We start from the raw sequence: 15652 nt of genomic DNA on the forward strand, positions 1-15652 counted from the left end.
GCCGCATGGACGTGAACGGCATGTCGGCTCTACTTGCCGGACTTCGCCGTCGTCAGGCAACCGTCGCGCCGCGGCTGTACCGCCAACTGATCGGAGCCGCGGTGGCACCGTGCAGGACCACGCTCATCACCACGGTCGCGGTGATGATGCTGACCACCCGGACCCCATCCTCGGGCAGCAGTCCGTCGAAGGCGAGGAGGGCGAAGACGACCGAGGCGAGGCCGCGCGGGCCGAACCAGCCGATCACCGCGACGGTCGGCAGGTCCAGCTTGGCCCCGATCAGCGCGATCGCGACCGGCAGCATCCGGGCGAGAGTGAGCGCGAGGGCCGCGAACAGGAAGTCCTGCCACTGCGCGAATCGGAGGACCGGCAGCATGACGGCACCGAACATGAACCACACCACGAGGGAGGCCATGTCGGCGGCGGAGTGGGTGAACTCGAGTGACGACTCGACGTGTTCATCGGTCGCGGCCCCGAAGCCAAGACCGGCCACGAAGGCACCGACGAAGCCGTTGCCGCCCACCTCGATCACCGCCGCGTAGGCCAGGAGGGCCGTGGCCAGCACGGCCACGGACCGGTAGGCCGACGAGGCCCACCCGGCCCTGCCTGCCGTCTGGAGCAGCCGGCCCGCGGCAAACCCGATCGCCGCACCCCCCGCCGCACCGACCGCCAGCTCGAGCAGGGCGCCCCCCTCGGACTCGGTCTCGAGCGTCGTCCCCACCACGGCCATCACCAGGAAGAACTTCACGAACGGGGTGGCGATGCCGTCGTTCAGCCCGCTCTCGACGTTGAGGAGGACCCGGATCCGCTCCGGCACACGCTCGTCGGCCATGATGGCCGCCCCCAGGGCGGCGTCGGTAGGGGCGACGGCAGCACCGATCACGGCGCAGACCCACCAGCTGAGCGTCGGGAACACGAGGTGGGCGAGCAGGGTTCCGAGCGCGATCGTCAACGGCAGGCCGAGCACCAGCAGGCGGGTCGGCAGGCCGGCGTCGCGGCGCAGGTCACCGACGTTGACTCGGGCGGCGTCGCTGAAGAGCACCAGGGCCAGCGTGATCTCCGCCAGCTCGCGGAGTGCGAGGCTCCCCAGGCCGACGTCGATCCAGCCGGGCCCGTTGGCCAGGACGAACCCGATCGCGACGAACCACATCGGCGCCGAGATGTTCCAGTGCTCCAGGCGGCCCGACAGCAGCGCCCACAGCACCAACGCGCCGGCGACGGCCGCTACTACGAGGAGGTCCACACCTGTCTCCATGGGTCTCTGCGTCCTTCCTGTACCGGGTCCGGCGTTACTCCGCCGCGACTGGCGACGGCGCCCCGCTCAATCGGGCATGGGCACCCGCACGTCGGTGCCCGGCTCGACCGTGAGGCGCTGGCCGACCCGGCCGAAGCTGGGAACGGGGACGAAACCTCCCGCGACGAGCATCTCGCCCTGAGTGAAGTACGGCGAGGCGTCGAGCATGCCGCGCGGCACGAACCCGAAGAACCTGCCCAGCTCATCGAGGTCCGCGGGTGAGTTCATCCGCATCAACACCAGGTTGTCGCACTGGGAGACCACCTGCGGGTGAACCTTCGAGGGGCGCTGGGTGGACAGCAGCAGCCAGAGGCCGTACTTGCGGCCCTCGGCCGCGATCTGGATCAGCCGGTCCACGAGAGCCCGCTCCAGGGGAGTCGAGGGGTCCGCCGGGCACAGGTTGTGCGCCTCGTCGATCACCAGCAGGGTGGGTCGGCGGTCGGCCCTGTTCATCCAGAGGGTCTCCACCATCGCGATCGCCGCGATCAGCGCCTCGGAGCGGTTCTCGAACTCGGACAGGTCGAAGATGCGCACCCGAGGCTCCCGCTCCGGTGTCGGCTCGACCACCCCCTTCGACCAGACCGGCCAGGACGCGACACCGAGATTGGTCAGGCGCTGTCCGAACGCCCGGTGCTCCTCGTCGCCGGTCAGCAGTTGCTCGATAGTGCCGGCGGAGTCCTGCCGCATGCTGGACACGTCCATCTCCATCCACGCCGCATACTCGCTGCGGTCGCGGATCGGGTCCAGCTCCAGCACGGCCGCCTGGATGCGGGGAGGGAGGTCCATGAAGGTGACGGTGAGCCGGTCCGGGCCGTTCGCGCCCCGCACCTCCATCGGCGTCGATCGAATGGCTTCGGCCGGCCCCGCCGGTGCGTCCGCGCGGGGAGCGCCGAGGCTGACGTAGTCGCCGTTCGGGTCCAGGACCACCATGGGCAGCCTGGTCGCGAGGATCAGTTGTTCAAGGATGACCCCCAGGGCGTACGTCTTGCCCGACCCGCTCTGCCCACAGAGGAAGGTGTGGCGGTTGAACCCCTGGGGCTTCAGCTTCAGGACGCCGGCATTGCCCGGCAGCTGCCATTGGCCGACGGGAAGCGACGCGCCCCCGGACGCCTGCAGTGACTCCACCTGCCCGGCGGTGAGTCCGAACACGGCGGCGTCTGCGAAGGGACGCCGTTCCTTCGCGAGCCCTTCGTCGGTGAGTTCACCGAGGACCACCCCCATGGCGGGGAGGTCCTCGCCCGCGCTGAGCACCTGCCCGACGAAGGTGGCGCCCGTCGTCCGGAGCGCCACGAGGGCGCCTACCTGCAGCTCGTCGGCGACCACCTGAACCCGGAACGTCCGGCCGTCCGAGGACCTCGCGAACCCGAACTGCGTCTCCTGGCTTGCCATACGGTCGTGCCTCTCATGATGGTTGCCGGAGCCGCGGCCGGCTCCCCGTCCGCGGCTCAGTCCAGCGCCTTGGCCTCATCGCCTCGAATTCGGCCTGGGTGACGGCGCCGGAGTCGGGGAGAGCCTTGGCGGAGGCCCTCCACCATCCTTGACCCAGCTGGTGCCCTCGCGGATCACCCTTGCGGGGTGATGCCGGCCTCTGACAGGGTGGGAGACAGTCCGCGGCCGGCAGGGCCCGGAATCAGACCCGCAGCGCCCCCGCGCACAGGGCGGCGAGGACCAGGAAGGCCGTCTGCGCCACCTCGACGATCGAGCCGAACACATCGCCGGTCATGCCCGCCAACCTGCGCCGGACGTGGGCCGCCCACAGCGAGCCGATCGCGCCGGCGACGGCCGCTGCGCCGGCGAAGACGGCGGCTCCGGGGACCCCGTCGACCAGCGCGCCCACCCCGGCCGACACGGCGAGCACCGCGGCCCCCGTCAGCACGGCCGTCATGCGTGACGTCGACCCGATGAACAGGGCCCCGAAGCCCGACTGGCGCGCGGACGCCGTCGGTACGGTCGCCAGCGTCACGACGGCGCGACCCACCATGGCGGCCACCGCCAGCGCCCCCGCCGCCGCACCGCCACCCGCTTCGGAGAGCGAGCCGAGGGCCGCTGCATCGACGAGCAGCGCCAGGACCAGAGCCGCGACGCCCATGGGCCCGATATCGGACTTCCGCATGATGACCAGCGCGTCGGCCGCGGGCTTCCGCGACCCCAGTCCGTCGGCCGTGTCCGCCAGCCCGTCGAGGTGCAGGGCGCCCGTCAGCAGGGCGACGACCGCGAGCGCCAGCGCGGCCCCCAGCAACCCGCCAGCGCCCAGCGCGACCACGCCCCACAGCACCGCCCCCGCGAGAGACCCCACCAGAAGACCCACCCACGGGAAGGCCGCCATGGCCCGGCCGGCCAGCGCGCGGTCGATCTCGGCGACGGGAGGCACGGGGATCACCGTGAAGAGGCCGAGGGCGGCGACGACGCCCCTCACTTCAGCCGCCGCGCGATGCCCGCCGTGCAGAGCCAGACCTCCCGGCACGCACCGGCGAGGCGGGTGTTCAGCCGTCCGAGCTCGTCGCGGTAGAGGCGGCCGGACGCCGTCGCCGGAACGATGCCCGAGCCCACCTCGTTGCTCACGATGATCACGTCACGCGAGGTGCCCGCGACGGCCTCCACCAGCCGCGACACCTCCGTCTCCAGCCGCTCCCGCCATCCGGCGACGTCCTCCCAGGCCCCGGCGTCCATGAGCACGCGGTCCAGCCAGACGGCGGCGCAGTCGATGAGGACGGGGGCGGGCTCGTCGCGGCCCAGTACGGCGGCCAGGTCCTTGGTCTCGGTGGTCCGCCACGACGGGGGCCGGCGAGCCACGTGGAGCGCGACGCGCTGGGCCCACTCGGCGTCGCCGTCGACCACCTCGGAGGTGGCCACGTACTCCACGTCCACGGCGCCGGAGAGCTGCGCCTCGGCCCAGGAGGACTTGCCCGAGCGCGCGCCGCCGAGCACCAGGGCCGTCCCGGGGGCGTGCGCCAGGGGGGTCAACTCCGCGCGCTCCGCGAGCCGGGCCAGCAGGGAGACGGCCTCGGCGTCGGCCGGGTCGATCCGGACGCAGAACTCCACGTCAGTCCTCGAGCTCCAGCGCGGCCACCTGGCCGATCACGACAATGGCCGGGGGCCGGATCCCGGCGCGGGCCGCGGCGTCGGCGATGCTCGACAGCGGGGCCCGCAGGGTGAACTGCTCGTGGGTGGTGCCGTCGGCCACGACGGCGGCGGGCGTGTCCTCCGGGAGCCCGTGCCTGCGGAGCTCGTCCGCGATCTCCGGCAGGTTCTGCACCCCCATCAGCACGACGAGGGTCAGGTTGGCGGCGGCCAGCGCGGCCCAGTTGACCTCGCTGCGAGGGTCCGACGGCGGGACGTGCCCGGAGACGACGACGAAGCCCTGAGTGAGCCCGCGATGCGTGACCGGAATGCCCGCCAGGGCGGGCACCGACACGGCCGACGTGACCCCGGGGATGACGCGCACGGAGATTCCGGCGTCGCGGCAGGCCAGCCACTCCTCGCCGCCGCGCCCGAAGACGTAGTTGTCGCCGCCCTTGAGCCGCACGACGCGGAGCCCCTGCCGGGCCCGGTCGACGAGGATGGCGTTGATCTCCTCCTGCGGGGTGAACGCGCCGCGCGGGATCTTGCCGACGTTGATGATCTCCGCGCCAGGCCGCGCCTCCTCCAGGCACTGGAGGGCACCGAGCCTGTCGTGGACGATGACGTCGGCGTCCCGGATCGCGGCGAGCCCTGCCACCGTCATGAGGCCCGGGTCCCCGGGGCCGCCGCCGACCAGCACGACGCTGCCGGGAGGGAAGTCATGCTGCATGCGCACTCCTCGCTAGGTACGCGTCACACCCTAGTGCGCGAGGGGGGCATGACCGCCGCGGTCCGCTCCCCGCTGAATCGCCCCTCGGCCGTGCCCTCCGCCGTCAGGCGTTGAGCCTGACACGCCTATCGTTGGGCCGCGTTGAGCCTGACACGGCTCTCGCGGACGGGCGTTGAGCCTGATCCGGGTCTCGATTGGCTGTGGATCGTTCAAACCGACGCGGGCGCCCGTTGATATCCAGATCCGGCTCAAACCGTCCCCCCAGCAGGGCAGGGGGACGGACGTGAGATCCGCCTCGGAGCATGAGGGCGCCCCGGAATCGATGTGTCCGTAGACTCACCCCATGCGTGACGCCGTGGATGACCTGATCTGGGACGAGGCCCCCAAGCAAGCCGGGGCGGTGGCCCTGCTCGACGCCCCTGCCCTCGTCGACGACGCCCTCACCCTCACCTCCGACGTCCGGGTGTGGTGCGACGACTGGCGCGACGCCGCCCTGGTGCCGGCCGAGCTCCTCGTCGAGCATCCGACGGACCTGGCGGGCGTGGACCTGGCGCTGGCGCGTCTTCCGAAGTCGCTGGGCGCGCTCGACGAGATGGCCGCGCTGGTGCAGGGCGCCGCGGACGTGAGCTTCCTCGGCGGGGCACGGGTCAGGCACATGAACCACTCCATGAACGAGGTGCTGGGCCGGCATTTCACGGCCGTGTCCGCCAGCCTGGGCAGGGCGAAGTCGCGCGTGCTGCGCGCCTGGGGGCCTGAGGGCAGGGAATCGGAGTGGCCGAAGGTGCGCGAGCACGCGGACCTGGGCTTCGCCGTCGCGGCGCACGGGGCCACCTTCGGGGGGACCAAGGTGGACCCGGGCTCCCGCCTCCTGATCTCCGCGCTCGCCGGCGGAGGCCGCGTCGAGGGCCTGCAGGCCGACGACGTCCTGGACTTCGGCTGCGGCAACGGCACGCTGTCCATGTGGCTGGCGAGGCAGGGCAAGGCCGTCGTGGCCCGCGACGTCAGCTGGTCGGCGGTGGCCGCGACAGCCATCGCCGCCGAGGTCAACAGCCTGGCCGTGGACGTCACGTGGGGCGCCGGCCTGGCCGGCTACGAGGACCACAGCGTGGACGCCATCGTCACCAATCCCCCGTTCCACCAGGGGATGGCCAAGGAGTCCGCGGACACCCTCGAGATGTTCGACGACGCCCGCCGGGTGCTGCGCCCGGGCGGCCAGGTCTGGTGCGTGTTCAACTCCCACCTCCCCTGGCGCAAGGAGCTGAACGAACGGGTGGGCCCCACGAGGGTCGCGGCGCAGGACCCGCGCTACACCGTGACGGTCACGACCGCCCGCTGACCCGGGCCGGGCAGCCCCTTCTGAGTGTCGGATCCCGGACGGTCTACCGTCTCGGATCCGACAGGCTTGGGCGCCGCCCTATCGCGCCGCCGGCTATCAGAGACACCTCAGCGCTTTCACAGGTACCTCATAGACTCGAAGGGTTACCTGGGTGCGTACCTACCTGAGGAGCCACGATGAGCAACGAGCAGCACCCCAACCCCTGGAGCCGCGACGCCTGGAAGGCGATCGACGAGCCGCGCGCTGACGAGCCCACCACCTCCCTCTCGTCCGCCCCGGGCCAGCAGTACCCCCAGCCCGCTCAGCCCCGGCCCGTCCCGGCCGCGCAGCCTCAGCCCTCACCGGCGCAGGGGTTCCTCGCGCAGCAGTTCTCCACGCAGTCCGGGCCCACCCCTGGCAGCGTCCCCCCGCCGAACTACCCGCCGCCGTCGTACCCCTACGGTCAGCCGGTCAGCAGCCCCTCCCCCGCGGTGACCAAGGCACGGGGCCGCTCCCGGATCGCCGGCGCCCTCGCCGTCGCGGTGCTGGCCGCAGGGGTGGGGGGCGGCGCGGGCTTCACCGCCGCCCGGCTCTCTACGATGGACGCCGCGACAACCTCCGCCTCCGCCTCGACGGTCCCCACCGAGACCCAGGTGGTCCAGGCGGACCCGAACAATCCCAACTGGACCGCGGTGGCCGCGGCCGCCTCGGACGCGGTCGTGGCCATCCAGGTCACCGGTCAGGACGGCTCCGGCGGCCAGGGCTCGGGCGTCGTGATCGACGGCGCCGGCTACATCGTCACCAACAACCACGTGGTCTCCGGCAGCGGCAGCGGCGCCCAGATCGTCGTCCTCCTGGGCGACATGTCCTACGTGGCCGAGATCGTCGGCGCCGACCCGTCGACGGACCTGGCCGTGATCAAGCTCGTCGACCCGCCGTCGGACCTCACCGTGATGTCGTACGCCGATGAGTCCCAGTTGGCCGTCGGTGACCCGGTGATGGCCATCGGCAACCCGCTCGGCCTGGCGGACACCGTCACCACCGGCATCGTCTCGGCCCTCAACCGGCCGGTCACCACCCGCGCCGTGACCAACAACACCGTCGGCCAGGGGCAGCAGGACGTGGTGGTCACCGCCGCCATCCAGACCAACGCGGCCATCAACCCCGGCAACTCGGGCGGCGCCCTGGTCAACGCCTCCGGCGAACTCGTGGGCATCACGTCCTCGATCGCCTCCCTGGCCTCGTCCAGCGACACCGCCGGCAACATCGGCATCGGCTTCGCGATCGGCGCGGACCAGGTGCAGTACGTGGCCGAGCAGCTCATCGCGACGGGGGTGGCCCAGCATCCCCAGATCGGGATCAGCGCCTCCGACATCAACAGCACCGGCCAGCTGGGCGCCGCCGTCGCCGAGGTGGTGGCGGGCTCCCCCGCGGAGGCGGCCGGGCTCCAGGTGGGTGACCTGGTGACCGCTGTCGACGGCAAAGCCGTCACCTCCACCGAGTCGCTGGTGGCCCTCGTGCGGGCCGGCCGGGTGGGCCGCGACATGACCGTCAGCGTCGTGCGCGGCGGCCAGGACCTGGAGTTCGTGGTCACGCCCATCGCCGCCGCCCGGTGACCGGCGCCGTCCCACCGCCGGAAAGGGAGCGAGTGCTGACCGGCTCCCCCGGTTAGCCTTGCGCCATGGAGATTCGCGTCACGCTGGCCGCCATGGGGCCCATCCCGGAGTCGCTCGTCGCGCTCGTGCCCACCACCGGGCACGTGATCAGCGACGAGACCCTCTACGGCCAGCGGATCAGCATGTTCACCGAGCACGACGATCCGCCGGCGCTGCGCTCCGCCCTCCGCGCCGTGGCGGGGCCGGTGGCCGTGGGGGTGGTGACGGGGCCCCTGGCCCGCGTCCCCGCCAGGCTGCTGCTGATGGACGTGGACTCCACGCTGACCACCACCGAGGCCATCGACCTGCTGGCCCACCACGCCGGGGTGGGGCCCCGGGTGGCCGAGATCACGGAGCGGGCGATGCGCGGCGAGCTGGACTTCGCGCAGTCCCTCGAGGAGCGCGTGGCCACCCTCAAGGACCTCCCCACCAGCATCTTCGCGGCCGTGGGCGAGGCGATGACCCTGTCCAACGGCGCGGCGGAGCTGATCGCCGCCGCGCACGGCTGCGGCGCGAAGGTGGGCGTGACCTCGGGCGGCTTCACCCAGCTGGTCGCCCCGCTGGCCGAGCGCCTCGGCCTGGACTTCTTCAACGCCAACACCCTCGAGACCGAGATGGTCGGCGGAGAGGAGCGGCTGACCGGGCGCGTCACGGGCCCCATCGTCGACCGCGACCAGAAGGCCCGGGACCTGCTCCGCTTCGCCCACGCCGAGGGCATCGAACCCGCGCTGACCGTCGCGGTGGGCGACGGCGCCAACGACCTCGGCATGTTCGACGCGGCCGGCCTCTCCATCGCCTACTGCGCCAAGCCCGTCACCGCCGCGCACGCCGACGTGGCCATCGGCTTCCCCCGGCTGGACGCCGTCGCCGCGTTCGCCTTCAAGAGCGCCCCGCTGGCCTGATCAGCTGTTCCAGCGCACGATGGCCGGCGAGTCCTTCTCCCAGCCGAGCACGCTGAGGGAGCCCGTCAGCAGCGGGAAGCTGGCCGCCATCTCCACCGGCGCACCCAGCCACAGCATCGACAACACCCGCAGGGCGTGCCCGTGGCCGAAGATCAGCACCCGGTCCGAGCCGCCGGTCCGCGCCCGGTCGATCACGCGGCTCAGCCGCTCCACCACGTGCTCCCTGGTCTCACCCCTCGGGAACCCCTCGCGCGCGATGTCAGGGGCGCCGTGGGTCCAGATCCTCCACCCCGGCAGCAGCTCGGCGATCTGCACGCTCGTGAGCCCCTCGCCCGGCCCGTAGGACCACTCCACCAGGTCCGGGTCCACCGTCGGCTCGGGGAAGCCCGCGAGCTCGGCCGTCTCCAGCGCGCGACGGCGGGGGGAACTGAGCACCATGCCGAAGTCCTCCCCCGCCAGGCGCCCGCCCATCCGCTCGGCGTCGAGCCGCCCCTCGGGCAGGAGCGCCAGGTCCGTCACCGACGTGTGCCGACCGGCCTGGGACCATTCCGTCGCGCCGTGCCGCACCAGCCACAGCTGGGTTCGGGGGTTCGTCATGCTGCTCTCCTGTCGTCGCGGCCCCGCCGGGCCGTCGTCGGCCAATCTACGTTGCGACACCCCCCGACGGCCGGCAGAAGGCCAGGTGCAAGGATGAAGCCACGGTCGGCACACCCGGCCGCCCACCCCGGTCAGGTCGATGCACCTGACGGATTGCCCGCCGATCGGGACAACATCCGCGCGGCGGAAATGGCGTGCGTTCGCCGCTAAGGTGAGAGCGCACCGAAAATCTTCAAGGAGGACAGATGTCAGGTCGCATCCGAAACGAGGCGTTCAAGCAGAAGGTGATGTCGGCCCACGACGCCGCCGCCCTCGTCGAAAACGGATGGAATATCGGCTTCTCGGGATTCACCGGGTCCGGTTATCCCAAGGCTTTCCCGGAGGCCCTCGCGGCCATCATCGACGCCCGCCACGGCCACGACGAGACGTTCAGGATCGGCGTCTGGACCGGAGCCTCCACGGCCCCCGAGCTCGACGGCGCGCTCGCCCGCACCGGCGGCATCTCGTACCGCGCGCCCTACCAGTCGGACCCCGACATGCGCAGCGCGATCAACTCGGGCGTCTCGTACTACCAGGACATCCACCTCTCCCACATGGGCCCGCAGGTGTCGCAGGGCTTCCTCGGCCACCTCAACCTGGCTGTCGTCGAGGCAACCGCCATCACCGCGGAGGGCGACATCATCCCGTCGTCGTCGGTGGGCATGAACCGCACCTACCTGGATCACGCTGACCACGTGATCGTCGAGGTCAACTCGTGGCAGTCCGAGGAACTCTTCGGCATGCACGACATCTACTACCCCATCGGCGCGCTGCCGCCCAACCGGGTGCCGCTGCCCATCCAGAATGCCGGTGACCGCATCGGCGGCAAGGTCCTAAAAGTGGACGCGTCGAAGGTCATCGCGGTCATCGAGACCAACTCCGCGGACCGCAACACCCCGTTCAAGGCGCTCGACGACGACTCCCGCGCCATCGCCGGCTACTTCCTCGACTTCCTCGGTGCGGAGGTCAAGGCCGGACGGCTTCCGGAGAACCTCCTTCCGCTGCAGTCGGGCGTGGGCAACATCGCCAACGCCGTGCTGGCCGGACTCCTCCACGGCCCGTTCGAGAACCTCACCTCCTACACCGAGGTGATCCAGGACGGCATGGTGGACCTGCTGGACTCGGGGAAGCTGACCGTGGCCTCGGCCACCGCCTTCTCCCTCAGCCCGGTCGCCGCCGAGCGGATGAACGACAACGCGGCCGAGTACCGCAACAAGATCGTGCTCCGCCCCCAGGACGTCTCGAACCACCCCGAGGCCATCCGTCGCATGGGCGTCATCGCCTGCAACGGCATGATCGAGGCAGACATCTACGGCAACGTGAACTCCACCCACGTGATGGGCTCGCGCATGCAGAACGGCATCGGCGGCTCGGGTGACTTCACCCGCAACGGCTGGGTGTCCAGCTTCGTCACCCCGTCGACGGCCAAGGGCGGCGCCATCTCCTGCATCGTGCCGATGGTCAACCACGTGGACCACACCGAGCACGACGTGCAGGTGCTGATCACCGAGCAGGGTCTGGCAGACCTGCGCGGCTTGGCCCCCCGCCAGCGCGCGCTGAAGATCATCGAGAACTGCGCGCACCCGGACTTCAAGGAGCCCCTGCGCGAGTACGTCAAGCTGGCGGAGAAGAAGGCCAACGGGCATCACACCCCGCACGACCTCGCCACCGCGCTCGGCTGGCACGTGCGGTTCCTCGAGACCGGCACCATGGTCCCGTGACCTGAGCAGAGATCCTCTGGAGGGCCCCACCGTCTCGACGGTGGGGCCCTCGTCGTCGGCCACTAGGATCACGGATATGGCCGTCCTGCTCTCCTCGTTCATCACTTTCCTGCTCGTGATGGATGCCCTGGGCAACGTGCCCCTGTTCCTCACCTCGCTGAAGAACACCAAGCCGGAGCGGCGGCAGTGGGTGATCCTCCGTGAGTGCCTGATCGCCCTGGCGGTGATGGTGGCGTTCCTGTTCCTCGGTCAGTCGATGTTGAGCGTGCTACACATCGACGGGGCGGCGCTGCAGGCCGCCGGTGGCGTGATCCTGCTGCTCATCTCGATCCGCATGGTGTTCCCCACCCCCGAACGCAACCTGGCCGAACCCATGACCCACGATGAGCCGTTCATCGTGCCGCTGGCAGTGCCCTACATCGCCGGGCCGTCGCTGCTGGCGGTCATCGTGGTGCTCGTCAGCCAGGACGCCGACGACTGGCCGTGGTTCCTCGGGGGTCTGGTCCTGGCCTGGCTGGTCACGGCCGTGACGCTGTACTTCTCCGGGTTCCTGCAGCGGGTCGTCGGCACGCGTGCGCTCGTGGCGGTGGAGCGGCTGATGGGCATGATCCTGGTGATCATGGCCGTCCAGATGATGTTCGACGGCACCAGGGCGTTCTTCGTCGCCTGATAAGAATGTGTCCATGACGAGCAGCCCCGCCCCTGACCTCATCGCCCTGCGCCGCGAGCTGCACCAGATCCCCGAGGTGGGGCTGCAGCTGCCGCAGACGCAGGCCCGGATACTGGAGGCGCTGGACGGTCTGCCGCTGGAGATCACCCTCGGGCGGAGCCTCACCAGCGTGGTGGGCGTGCTGCGAGGAGGGCTGCCCACCACCGGAAAGCGGCCGGTGGTGCTGCTCCGAGGCGACATGGACGCCCTCCCCGTCGAGGAGCTGACCGGGCTGGAGTACGCCTCCACCAACGGCGCGATGCACGCGTGCGGCCACGACCTGCACATGGCCATGCTCGTCGGCGCCGCGCACGCCCTGTGCGCGAGGCGCGACGAGCTGGCCGGCGACGTGATCTTCATGTTCCAGCCGGGCGAGGAGGGCGTCGACGGCGCCCGCTTCATGCTGGAGGAGGGGCTCCTGGATGTGGCGGGGTCGCGGCCGGACTGGGTCTACGCCATCCACGTGTGGGCGGCGCTGGACCCGCACGGCGTGTTCTCCACCAAGCCCGGCACGGTGATGGCCAGCTCGGACGTGGCCAAGGTACGCGTGGTGGGCCGCGGCGGGCACGGCTCAACCCCGCAGCTGGCCGCGGACCCCGTCCCGGCCCTGGCGGAGATCACCACCGCGCTCAACACCATGGTGACAAGGCGGTTCGATGTGCAGAACCCCGTCGTGGTCACGGTGGGGCTGCTGCAGGCCGGCACCATCGCCAACGTCATTCCGGAGGAGGGGCGGCTCGAGGCGACGCTGCGCACCTTCGACACGGAGGTGCGCTCGAAGCTGATCTCGATCATCCCCGAGGTGGTGGCGGGCATCGCGTCGGCCCACGGGGTCCGCGGCGAGTTCGAGCTGCTGGAGCAGTACCCCGTCACGGTCAACGACGACGAGGAGGCCGACGTGGTGGCCGCCGCGGTGACGGACCTGTTCGGTGGGGAGCGTCACCTGCGGTGGAGGAACCCGCTGGCCGGCGCCGAGGACTTCTCCCGGCTCCTGCAGGAGGCGCCCGGGTGCTTCATCGGCCTGTCGGCCTGTCCCCCGGACCTCGATCCGCTCACCGCCCCGTTCAACCACTCCGCCTACGCGCGGTTCGACGACGCCGTCGTGGCCGACGGGGCCGCGCTGTTCACCGAGCTGACCCTCCGCAAGCTCGGTTCCTGACCCTCGCCCCCTCGCCAGACCCCCTGGCACCCCTGGCCCCCCTGGCACGACACGCCGTCGCACCCGCACGTCGATCACGCCCAGGCCCCCGGCCCACGGTTGCGACGGCGTTTCGTGCGCGCCCGGGGATGGGGGCGGTGGTGCGGGCATTATGGTCGGCATGCGCCCCATGCTCGCCACACCGTCGCCCACGCCGGGCGTGCCGCCCATGGGCGAGGCGTGGCTGCACGAGGTCAAGTGGGACGGGGTGCGGGCGTTGGGCGAGATCCGCGGCGGGCGCCTCGTGCTGACCAACCGCAAGGGTGGCGACGTCACGGTGGCGTATCCGGAGGTCGCGGCGGGCGCCGTCGGGCTGCCGGAGGGGGCCGTGTTCGACGGTGAGGTGGTGGCGCTGGGGCCCGAGGGCACCCCGTCGTTCCACGCGATCATGCCGCGCATGACCGTCCGCGACGCCCGCCGCGCCGCCCGGTGGGCGGCCGAGCGGCCCGTCACCTTCGTCGTGTTCGACCTCCTCGCCCTCGGCGGCACCGACCTGACCCGGCGCCCACTGACCGAGCGCCGCGCCGCGCTGGAGTCGATCGACCTGGACCGTCCGGCGTGGCGCCTCTCGGAGACCTACGACGACGGGGCCGAGCTGGCCCACTTCACGAGGGAGGCCGGTCTGGAGGGGGTGATGAGCAAGCGCCGCGCCTCGATCTACCGGCCCGGGGTGCGCAGCGAGGACTGGATCAAGACCCCCCACCGCTCCGAGCTCGTGGTGGTCATCGGGGGCTGGCTCCCGGAGGCCGGCAACGAGCACGCGCTGGGCGCCCTGCTGGTGGGGCAGCCGAGCGACGAGGCCACGTTCGAGTCGCGGCCGGTGCTCTACCCCATGGGCAGGGTGGGCTCCGGGCTGGGACGGGCCGAGCGCGACACCCTGCTGGCCGTCCTCCGCGACACCGGGCGCCCCACGCCCCCCTTCGAGCCGGTGCCGACGGATCCGGTGTCGCGGCGGGCGTGCTGGGTGGAGCCCATGCTGTGCGTGCAGGTGCGCTACCTGGAGGTCACCCCCGAGGGCGCCCTCCGGCAGCCGGTGCTGCGGGCGCTTCGCCCGGACGTGTCGCCCGTCGACGCCGCCAATGCCCCTCTGCTCCGCATCACCGCAGGCTGAGGAGCCGCGGAGCGGCCTCGAAGCCTCAGAAGCTCAAGCCGACATGGGAACTGTCGTCACATCACGGTAGCCGGGTCTCGGCGGGCCACCAGCACGATGTCGTCGTGGTGGTGCGCCCCGGCGCCCTGCGTCACGTGGCGCGCGCGCCGCTCGTGCACGACCACCGTCCACTCCTCGCCGAGACTCGCGGCCACGTCGTCGGGATAGGCGAGGGTGGCCGGGTCCACGTGCGAATGCTGCGGCTTGAAGTCGGCGTGGTGGACCACGAGCAGCGAGCCCCCGGGGGCGACGGCGGACACCAGCGCCTCGACGGCGGGCGAGCCCTTGGGCAGGGGCACGTAGAACGCCGAGACGAGGTCGAAGTCGTCGTGCGGGAGTGGCGCCTCGCCGAGGTTGCCCCGCACCCACTCGACGATGAGCCCGGTGGCCTCCACGGCGCGCTGACCACGCTCGATGGCCACCATCGACGGGTCGAGCGCCGTGACCTCCCAACCGTGCGCGGCCAGCCAGATCGCGTCCGCCCCCTCGCCGCAGCCGACGTCGAGCACCCTTCCCCGGCGGAGCTTCGGCACCTCGGCGACGAGGGCCGCGTTCGGCTCGCCGCTCCAGAGGCGGTCGGTGTCGCGGTAGGCCTGGTCCCAGTCGTGCTCGTGTGCCATGGACGGAAGTATCCCGCCGCCCGCCGTGGCCGGGCAACAGTCCGGAGCCCCCGGTAGGCTGGGCGGCGATGACCGAACCGCAGCCCATCGCCACCCTCCCGCCCATCGAGGAGGTGCAGGGCGTCGTGCCGCGGAGCCCCAGGACGGGAGAGCCCCGCCGGCCCGCCGTCGTCCTGGTGGCGGCAGTGCTGCTTTACCTGGGCGCCGGGGCCCTGGCGGTCGCGTACGGCGTCCACTGGTGGCTGGCCGCGCATCCCGAGAGCTACCCCACGTCGGCCCGGCTGATCCAGTGGACCGCCCCGGAGCCCGGGAAGTGGCTGTCGCTCACGCTCGAGGGAGTTTTTGCGGCCTCGCTCGTCGTCGCGGCCGGGGCCTGCGGCGTCGTCGGCTTCCAGGGCTGGAACGGCTGGCGCTGGGTGCGATGGGGCGGGCTTGTGGCCCTGGGGCTCGCGGGGGGATTCGCCACCGTCCTCAACGACTGGGCGTTCATCGGCGTCGGCCTGGCGGTGCCCGCCGTCGTACTCCTGTTCCTTCCGCCGGCCACCCGCTACTTCGCGCAGTGGGAGCAGGTGCGCGCGGAGCGTCCGGTGCTTTACCGCAGGCCGGAGTCCATCCACTACGGCAGGCTGCCCCGCTTCCGCTGACGGAAGTAGGCTCTACCG

The 15652-nt window shown here is 71.8% G+C and carries 15 protein-coding genes; 8 read left to right on the top strand and 7 right to left on the bottom strand.

The genetic code is table 11. From position 1 onward, the window contains the following. Positions 1-52: 52 nt before the first annotated feature. The 5 genes from ACX1D3_RS16325 to cobA form a co-directional block, all read right to left on the bottom strand. Complete coding sequence (locus ACX1D3_RS16325; RefSeq protein WP_458994853.1) at positions 53-1255, bottom strand: cation:proton antiporter domain-containing protein; 1203 nt, start codon at positions 1253-1255, stop codon at positions 53-55. A 66-nt stretch (positions 1256-1321) separates the two neighbouring features. Then, positions 1322-2683, bottom strand: a complete 1362-nt coding sequence (locus ACX1D3_RS16330) for an ATP-binding protein (protein WP_458994854.1) — start codon at positions 2681-2683, stop codon at positions 1322-1324. Between the two features lie 241 nt (positions 2684-2924). Then, complete coding sequence (locus ACX1D3_RS16335) at positions 2925-3710, bottom strand: adenosylcobinamide-GDP ribazoletransferase (protein ID WP_458994855.1); 786 nt, start codon at positions 3708-3710, stop codon at positions 2925-2927. Next, complete coding sequence (gene cobU / locus ACX1D3_RS16340) at positions 3707-4336, bottom strand: bifunctional adenosylcobinamide kinase/adenosylcobinamide-phosphate guanylyltransferase (protein WP_458994856.1); 630 nt, start codon at positions 4334-4336, stop codon at positions 3707-3709. The genes ACX1D3_RS16335 and cobU overlap by 4 nt, the downstream gene beginning before the upstream one ends. A gap of 1 nt (position 4337) precedes the next feature. Then, entirely contained in the window at positions 4338-5084 is a 747-nt protein-coding gene (gene cobA, locus ACX1D3_RS16345) for a uroporphyrinogen-III C-methyltransferase (protein WP_458994857.1), read from the bottom strand. Between the two features lie 343 nt (positions 5085-5427). Between cobA and ACX1D3_RS16350 the strand changes: the two genes are divergently transcribed. From ACX1D3_RS16350 to serB, 3 genes are all read left to right on the top strand, one after another. Then, a complete protein-coding gene (locus tag ACX1D3_RS16350; protein ID WP_458994858.1) occupies positions 5428-6420 on the top strand; it encodes a class I SAM-dependent methyltransferase in 993 nt (330 codons plus the stop codon). Between the two features lie 176 nt (positions 6421-6596). Continuing rightward, complete coding sequence (locus tag ACX1D3_RS16355; protein WP_458994859.1) at positions 6597-8015, top strand: S1C family serine protease; 1419 nt, start codon at positions 6597-6599, stop codon at positions 8013-8015. Between the two features lie 65 nt (positions 8016-8080). Next, positions 8081-8956: a phosphoserine phosphatase SerB gene (gene serB, locus ACX1D3_RS16360; RefSeq protein WP_458994860.1), complete on the top strand. Its 876-nt coding sequence runs from the start codon at positions 8081-8083 to the stop codon at positions 8954-8956. On the opposite strand, the gene ACX1D3_RS16365 is transcribed toward serB, so the two are convergent. Then, positions 8957-9553 (bottom strand): histidine phosphatase family protein, encoded by a 597-nt coding sequence (locus tag ACX1D3_RS16365; protein WP_458994861.1) that lies wholly within the window; start codon positions 9551-9553, stop codon positions 8957-8959. Between the two features lie 245 nt (positions 9554-9798). Here ACX1D3_RS16365 and scpC point away from each other — a divergent pair, with 245 nt between their 5' ends. The 4 genes from scpC to ACX1D3_RS16385 all read left to right on the top strand — a co-directional run bounded on the left by scpC (position 9799) and on the right by ACX1D3_RS16385 (position 14331). Then, a complete protein-coding gene (gene scpC / locus ACX1D3_RS16370; protein ID WP_458994862.1) occupies positions 9799-11313 on the top strand; it encodes a succinyl-CoA:acetate CoA-transferase ScpC in 1515 nt (504 codons plus the stop codon). Between the two features lie 76 nt (positions 11314-11389). Continuing rightward, the gene (locus tag ACX1D3_RS16375) at positions 11390-11983 is read left to right on the top strand and encodes a MarC family protein (protein ID WP_458994863.1); all 594 of its coding nucleotides are present in this window, start codon (positions 11390-11392) and stop codon (positions 11981-11983) included. 13 nt (positions 11984-11996) lie between these two features. Further along, positions 11997-13181 carry a M20 metallopeptidase family protein gene (locus ACX1D3_RS16380; protein WP_458994864.1) on the top strand — a complete coding sequence of 395 codons (1185 nt, stop codon included), beginning with the start codon at positions 11997-11999 and terminating at the stop codon, positions 13179-13181. A 160-nt stretch (positions 13182-13341) separates the two neighbouring features. After that, entirely contained in the window at positions 13342-14331 is a 990-nt protein-coding gene (locus ACX1D3_RS16385) for an ATP-dependent DNA ligase (protein WP_458994865.1), read from the top strand. A 56-nt stretch (positions 14332-14387) separates the two neighbouring features. On the opposite strand, the gene ACX1D3_RS16390 is transcribed toward ACX1D3_RS16385, so the two are convergent. Next, positions 14388-14990, bottom strand: coding sequence for a class I SAM-dependent methyltransferase (locus ACX1D3_RS16390; protein ID WP_458994866.1), 603 nt, complete (start codon positions 14988-14990; stop codon positions 14388-14390). Positions 14991-15058: 68 nt separating this feature from the next. On the opposite strand from ACX1D3_RS16390, the gene ACX1D3_RS16395 reads away from it, so the two are divergent. Further along, positions 15059-15634, top strand: a complete 576-nt coding sequence (locus tag ACX1D3_RS16395) for a hypothetical protein (RefSeq protein WP_458994867.1) — start codon at positions 15059-15061, stop codon at positions 15632-15634. Positions 15635-15652 lie beyond the last annotated feature (18 nt).

It is taken from the genome of Tessaracoccus yangjingae, from assembly GCF_054483935.1.

What these genes read in the sequence shown, in the direction of transcription:
- ACX1D3_RS16390 (WP_458994866.1), bottom strand. Translation starts at nt 14,990, where the DNA reads ATGGCACACGAGCACGACTGGGACCAGGCCTACCGCGACACCGACCGC.
- serB (WP_458994860.1), top strand. Translation starts at nt 8,081, where the DNA reads ATGGAGATTCGCGTCACGCTGGCCGCCATGGGGCCCATCCCGGAGTCG.
- ACX1D3_RS16385 (WP_458994865.1), top strand. Translation starts at nt 13,342, where the DNA reads ATGCGCCCCATGCTCGCCACACCGTCGCCCACGCCGGGCGTGCCGCCC.
- ACX1D3_RS16355 (WP_458994859.1), top strand. Translation starts at nt 6,597, where the DNA reads ATGAGCAACGAGCAGCACCCCAACCCCTGGAGCCGCGACGCCTGGAAG.
- scpC (WP_458994862.1), top strand. Translation starts at nt 9,799, where the DNA reads ATGTCAGGTCGCATCCGAAACGAGGCGTTCAAGCAGAAGGTGATGTCG.
- ACX1D3_RS16380 (WP_458994864.1), top strand. Translation starts at nt 11,997, where the DNA reads ATGACGAGCAGCCCCGCCCCTGACCTCATCGCCCTGCGCCGCGAGCTG.
- ACX1D3_RS16325 (WP_458994853.1), bottom strand. Translation starts at nt 1,255, where the DNA reads ATGGAGACAGGTGTGGACCTCCTCGTAGTAGCGGCCGTCGCCGGCGCG.
- ACX1D3_RS16375 (WP_458994863.1), top strand. Translation starts at nt 11,390, where the DNA reads ATGGCCGTCCTGCTCTCCTCGTTCATCACTTTCCTGCTCGTGATGGAT.
- ACX1D3_RS16365 (WP_458994861.1), bottom strand. Translation starts at nt 9,553, where the DNA reads ATGACGAACCCCCGAACCCAGCTGTGGCTGGTGCGGCACGGCGCGACG.
- ACX1D3_RS16350 (WP_458994858.1), top strand. Translation starts at nt 5,428, where the DNA reads ATGCGTGACGCCGTGGATGACCTGATCTGGGACGAGGCCCCCAAGCAA.
- ACX1D3_RS16330 (WP_458994854.1), bottom strand. Translation starts at nt 2,683, where the DNA reads ATGGCAAGCCAGGAGACGCAGTTCGGGTTCGCGAGGTCCTCGGACGGC.
- cobA (WP_458994857.1), bottom strand. Translation starts at nt 5,084, where the DNA reads ATGCAGCATGACTTCCCTCCCGGCAGCGTCGTGCTGGTCGGCGGCGGC.
- ACX1D3_RS16395 (WP_458994867.1), top strand. Translation starts at nt 15,059, where the DNA reads ATGACCGAACCGCAGCCCATCGCCACCCTCCCGCCCATCGAGGAGGTG.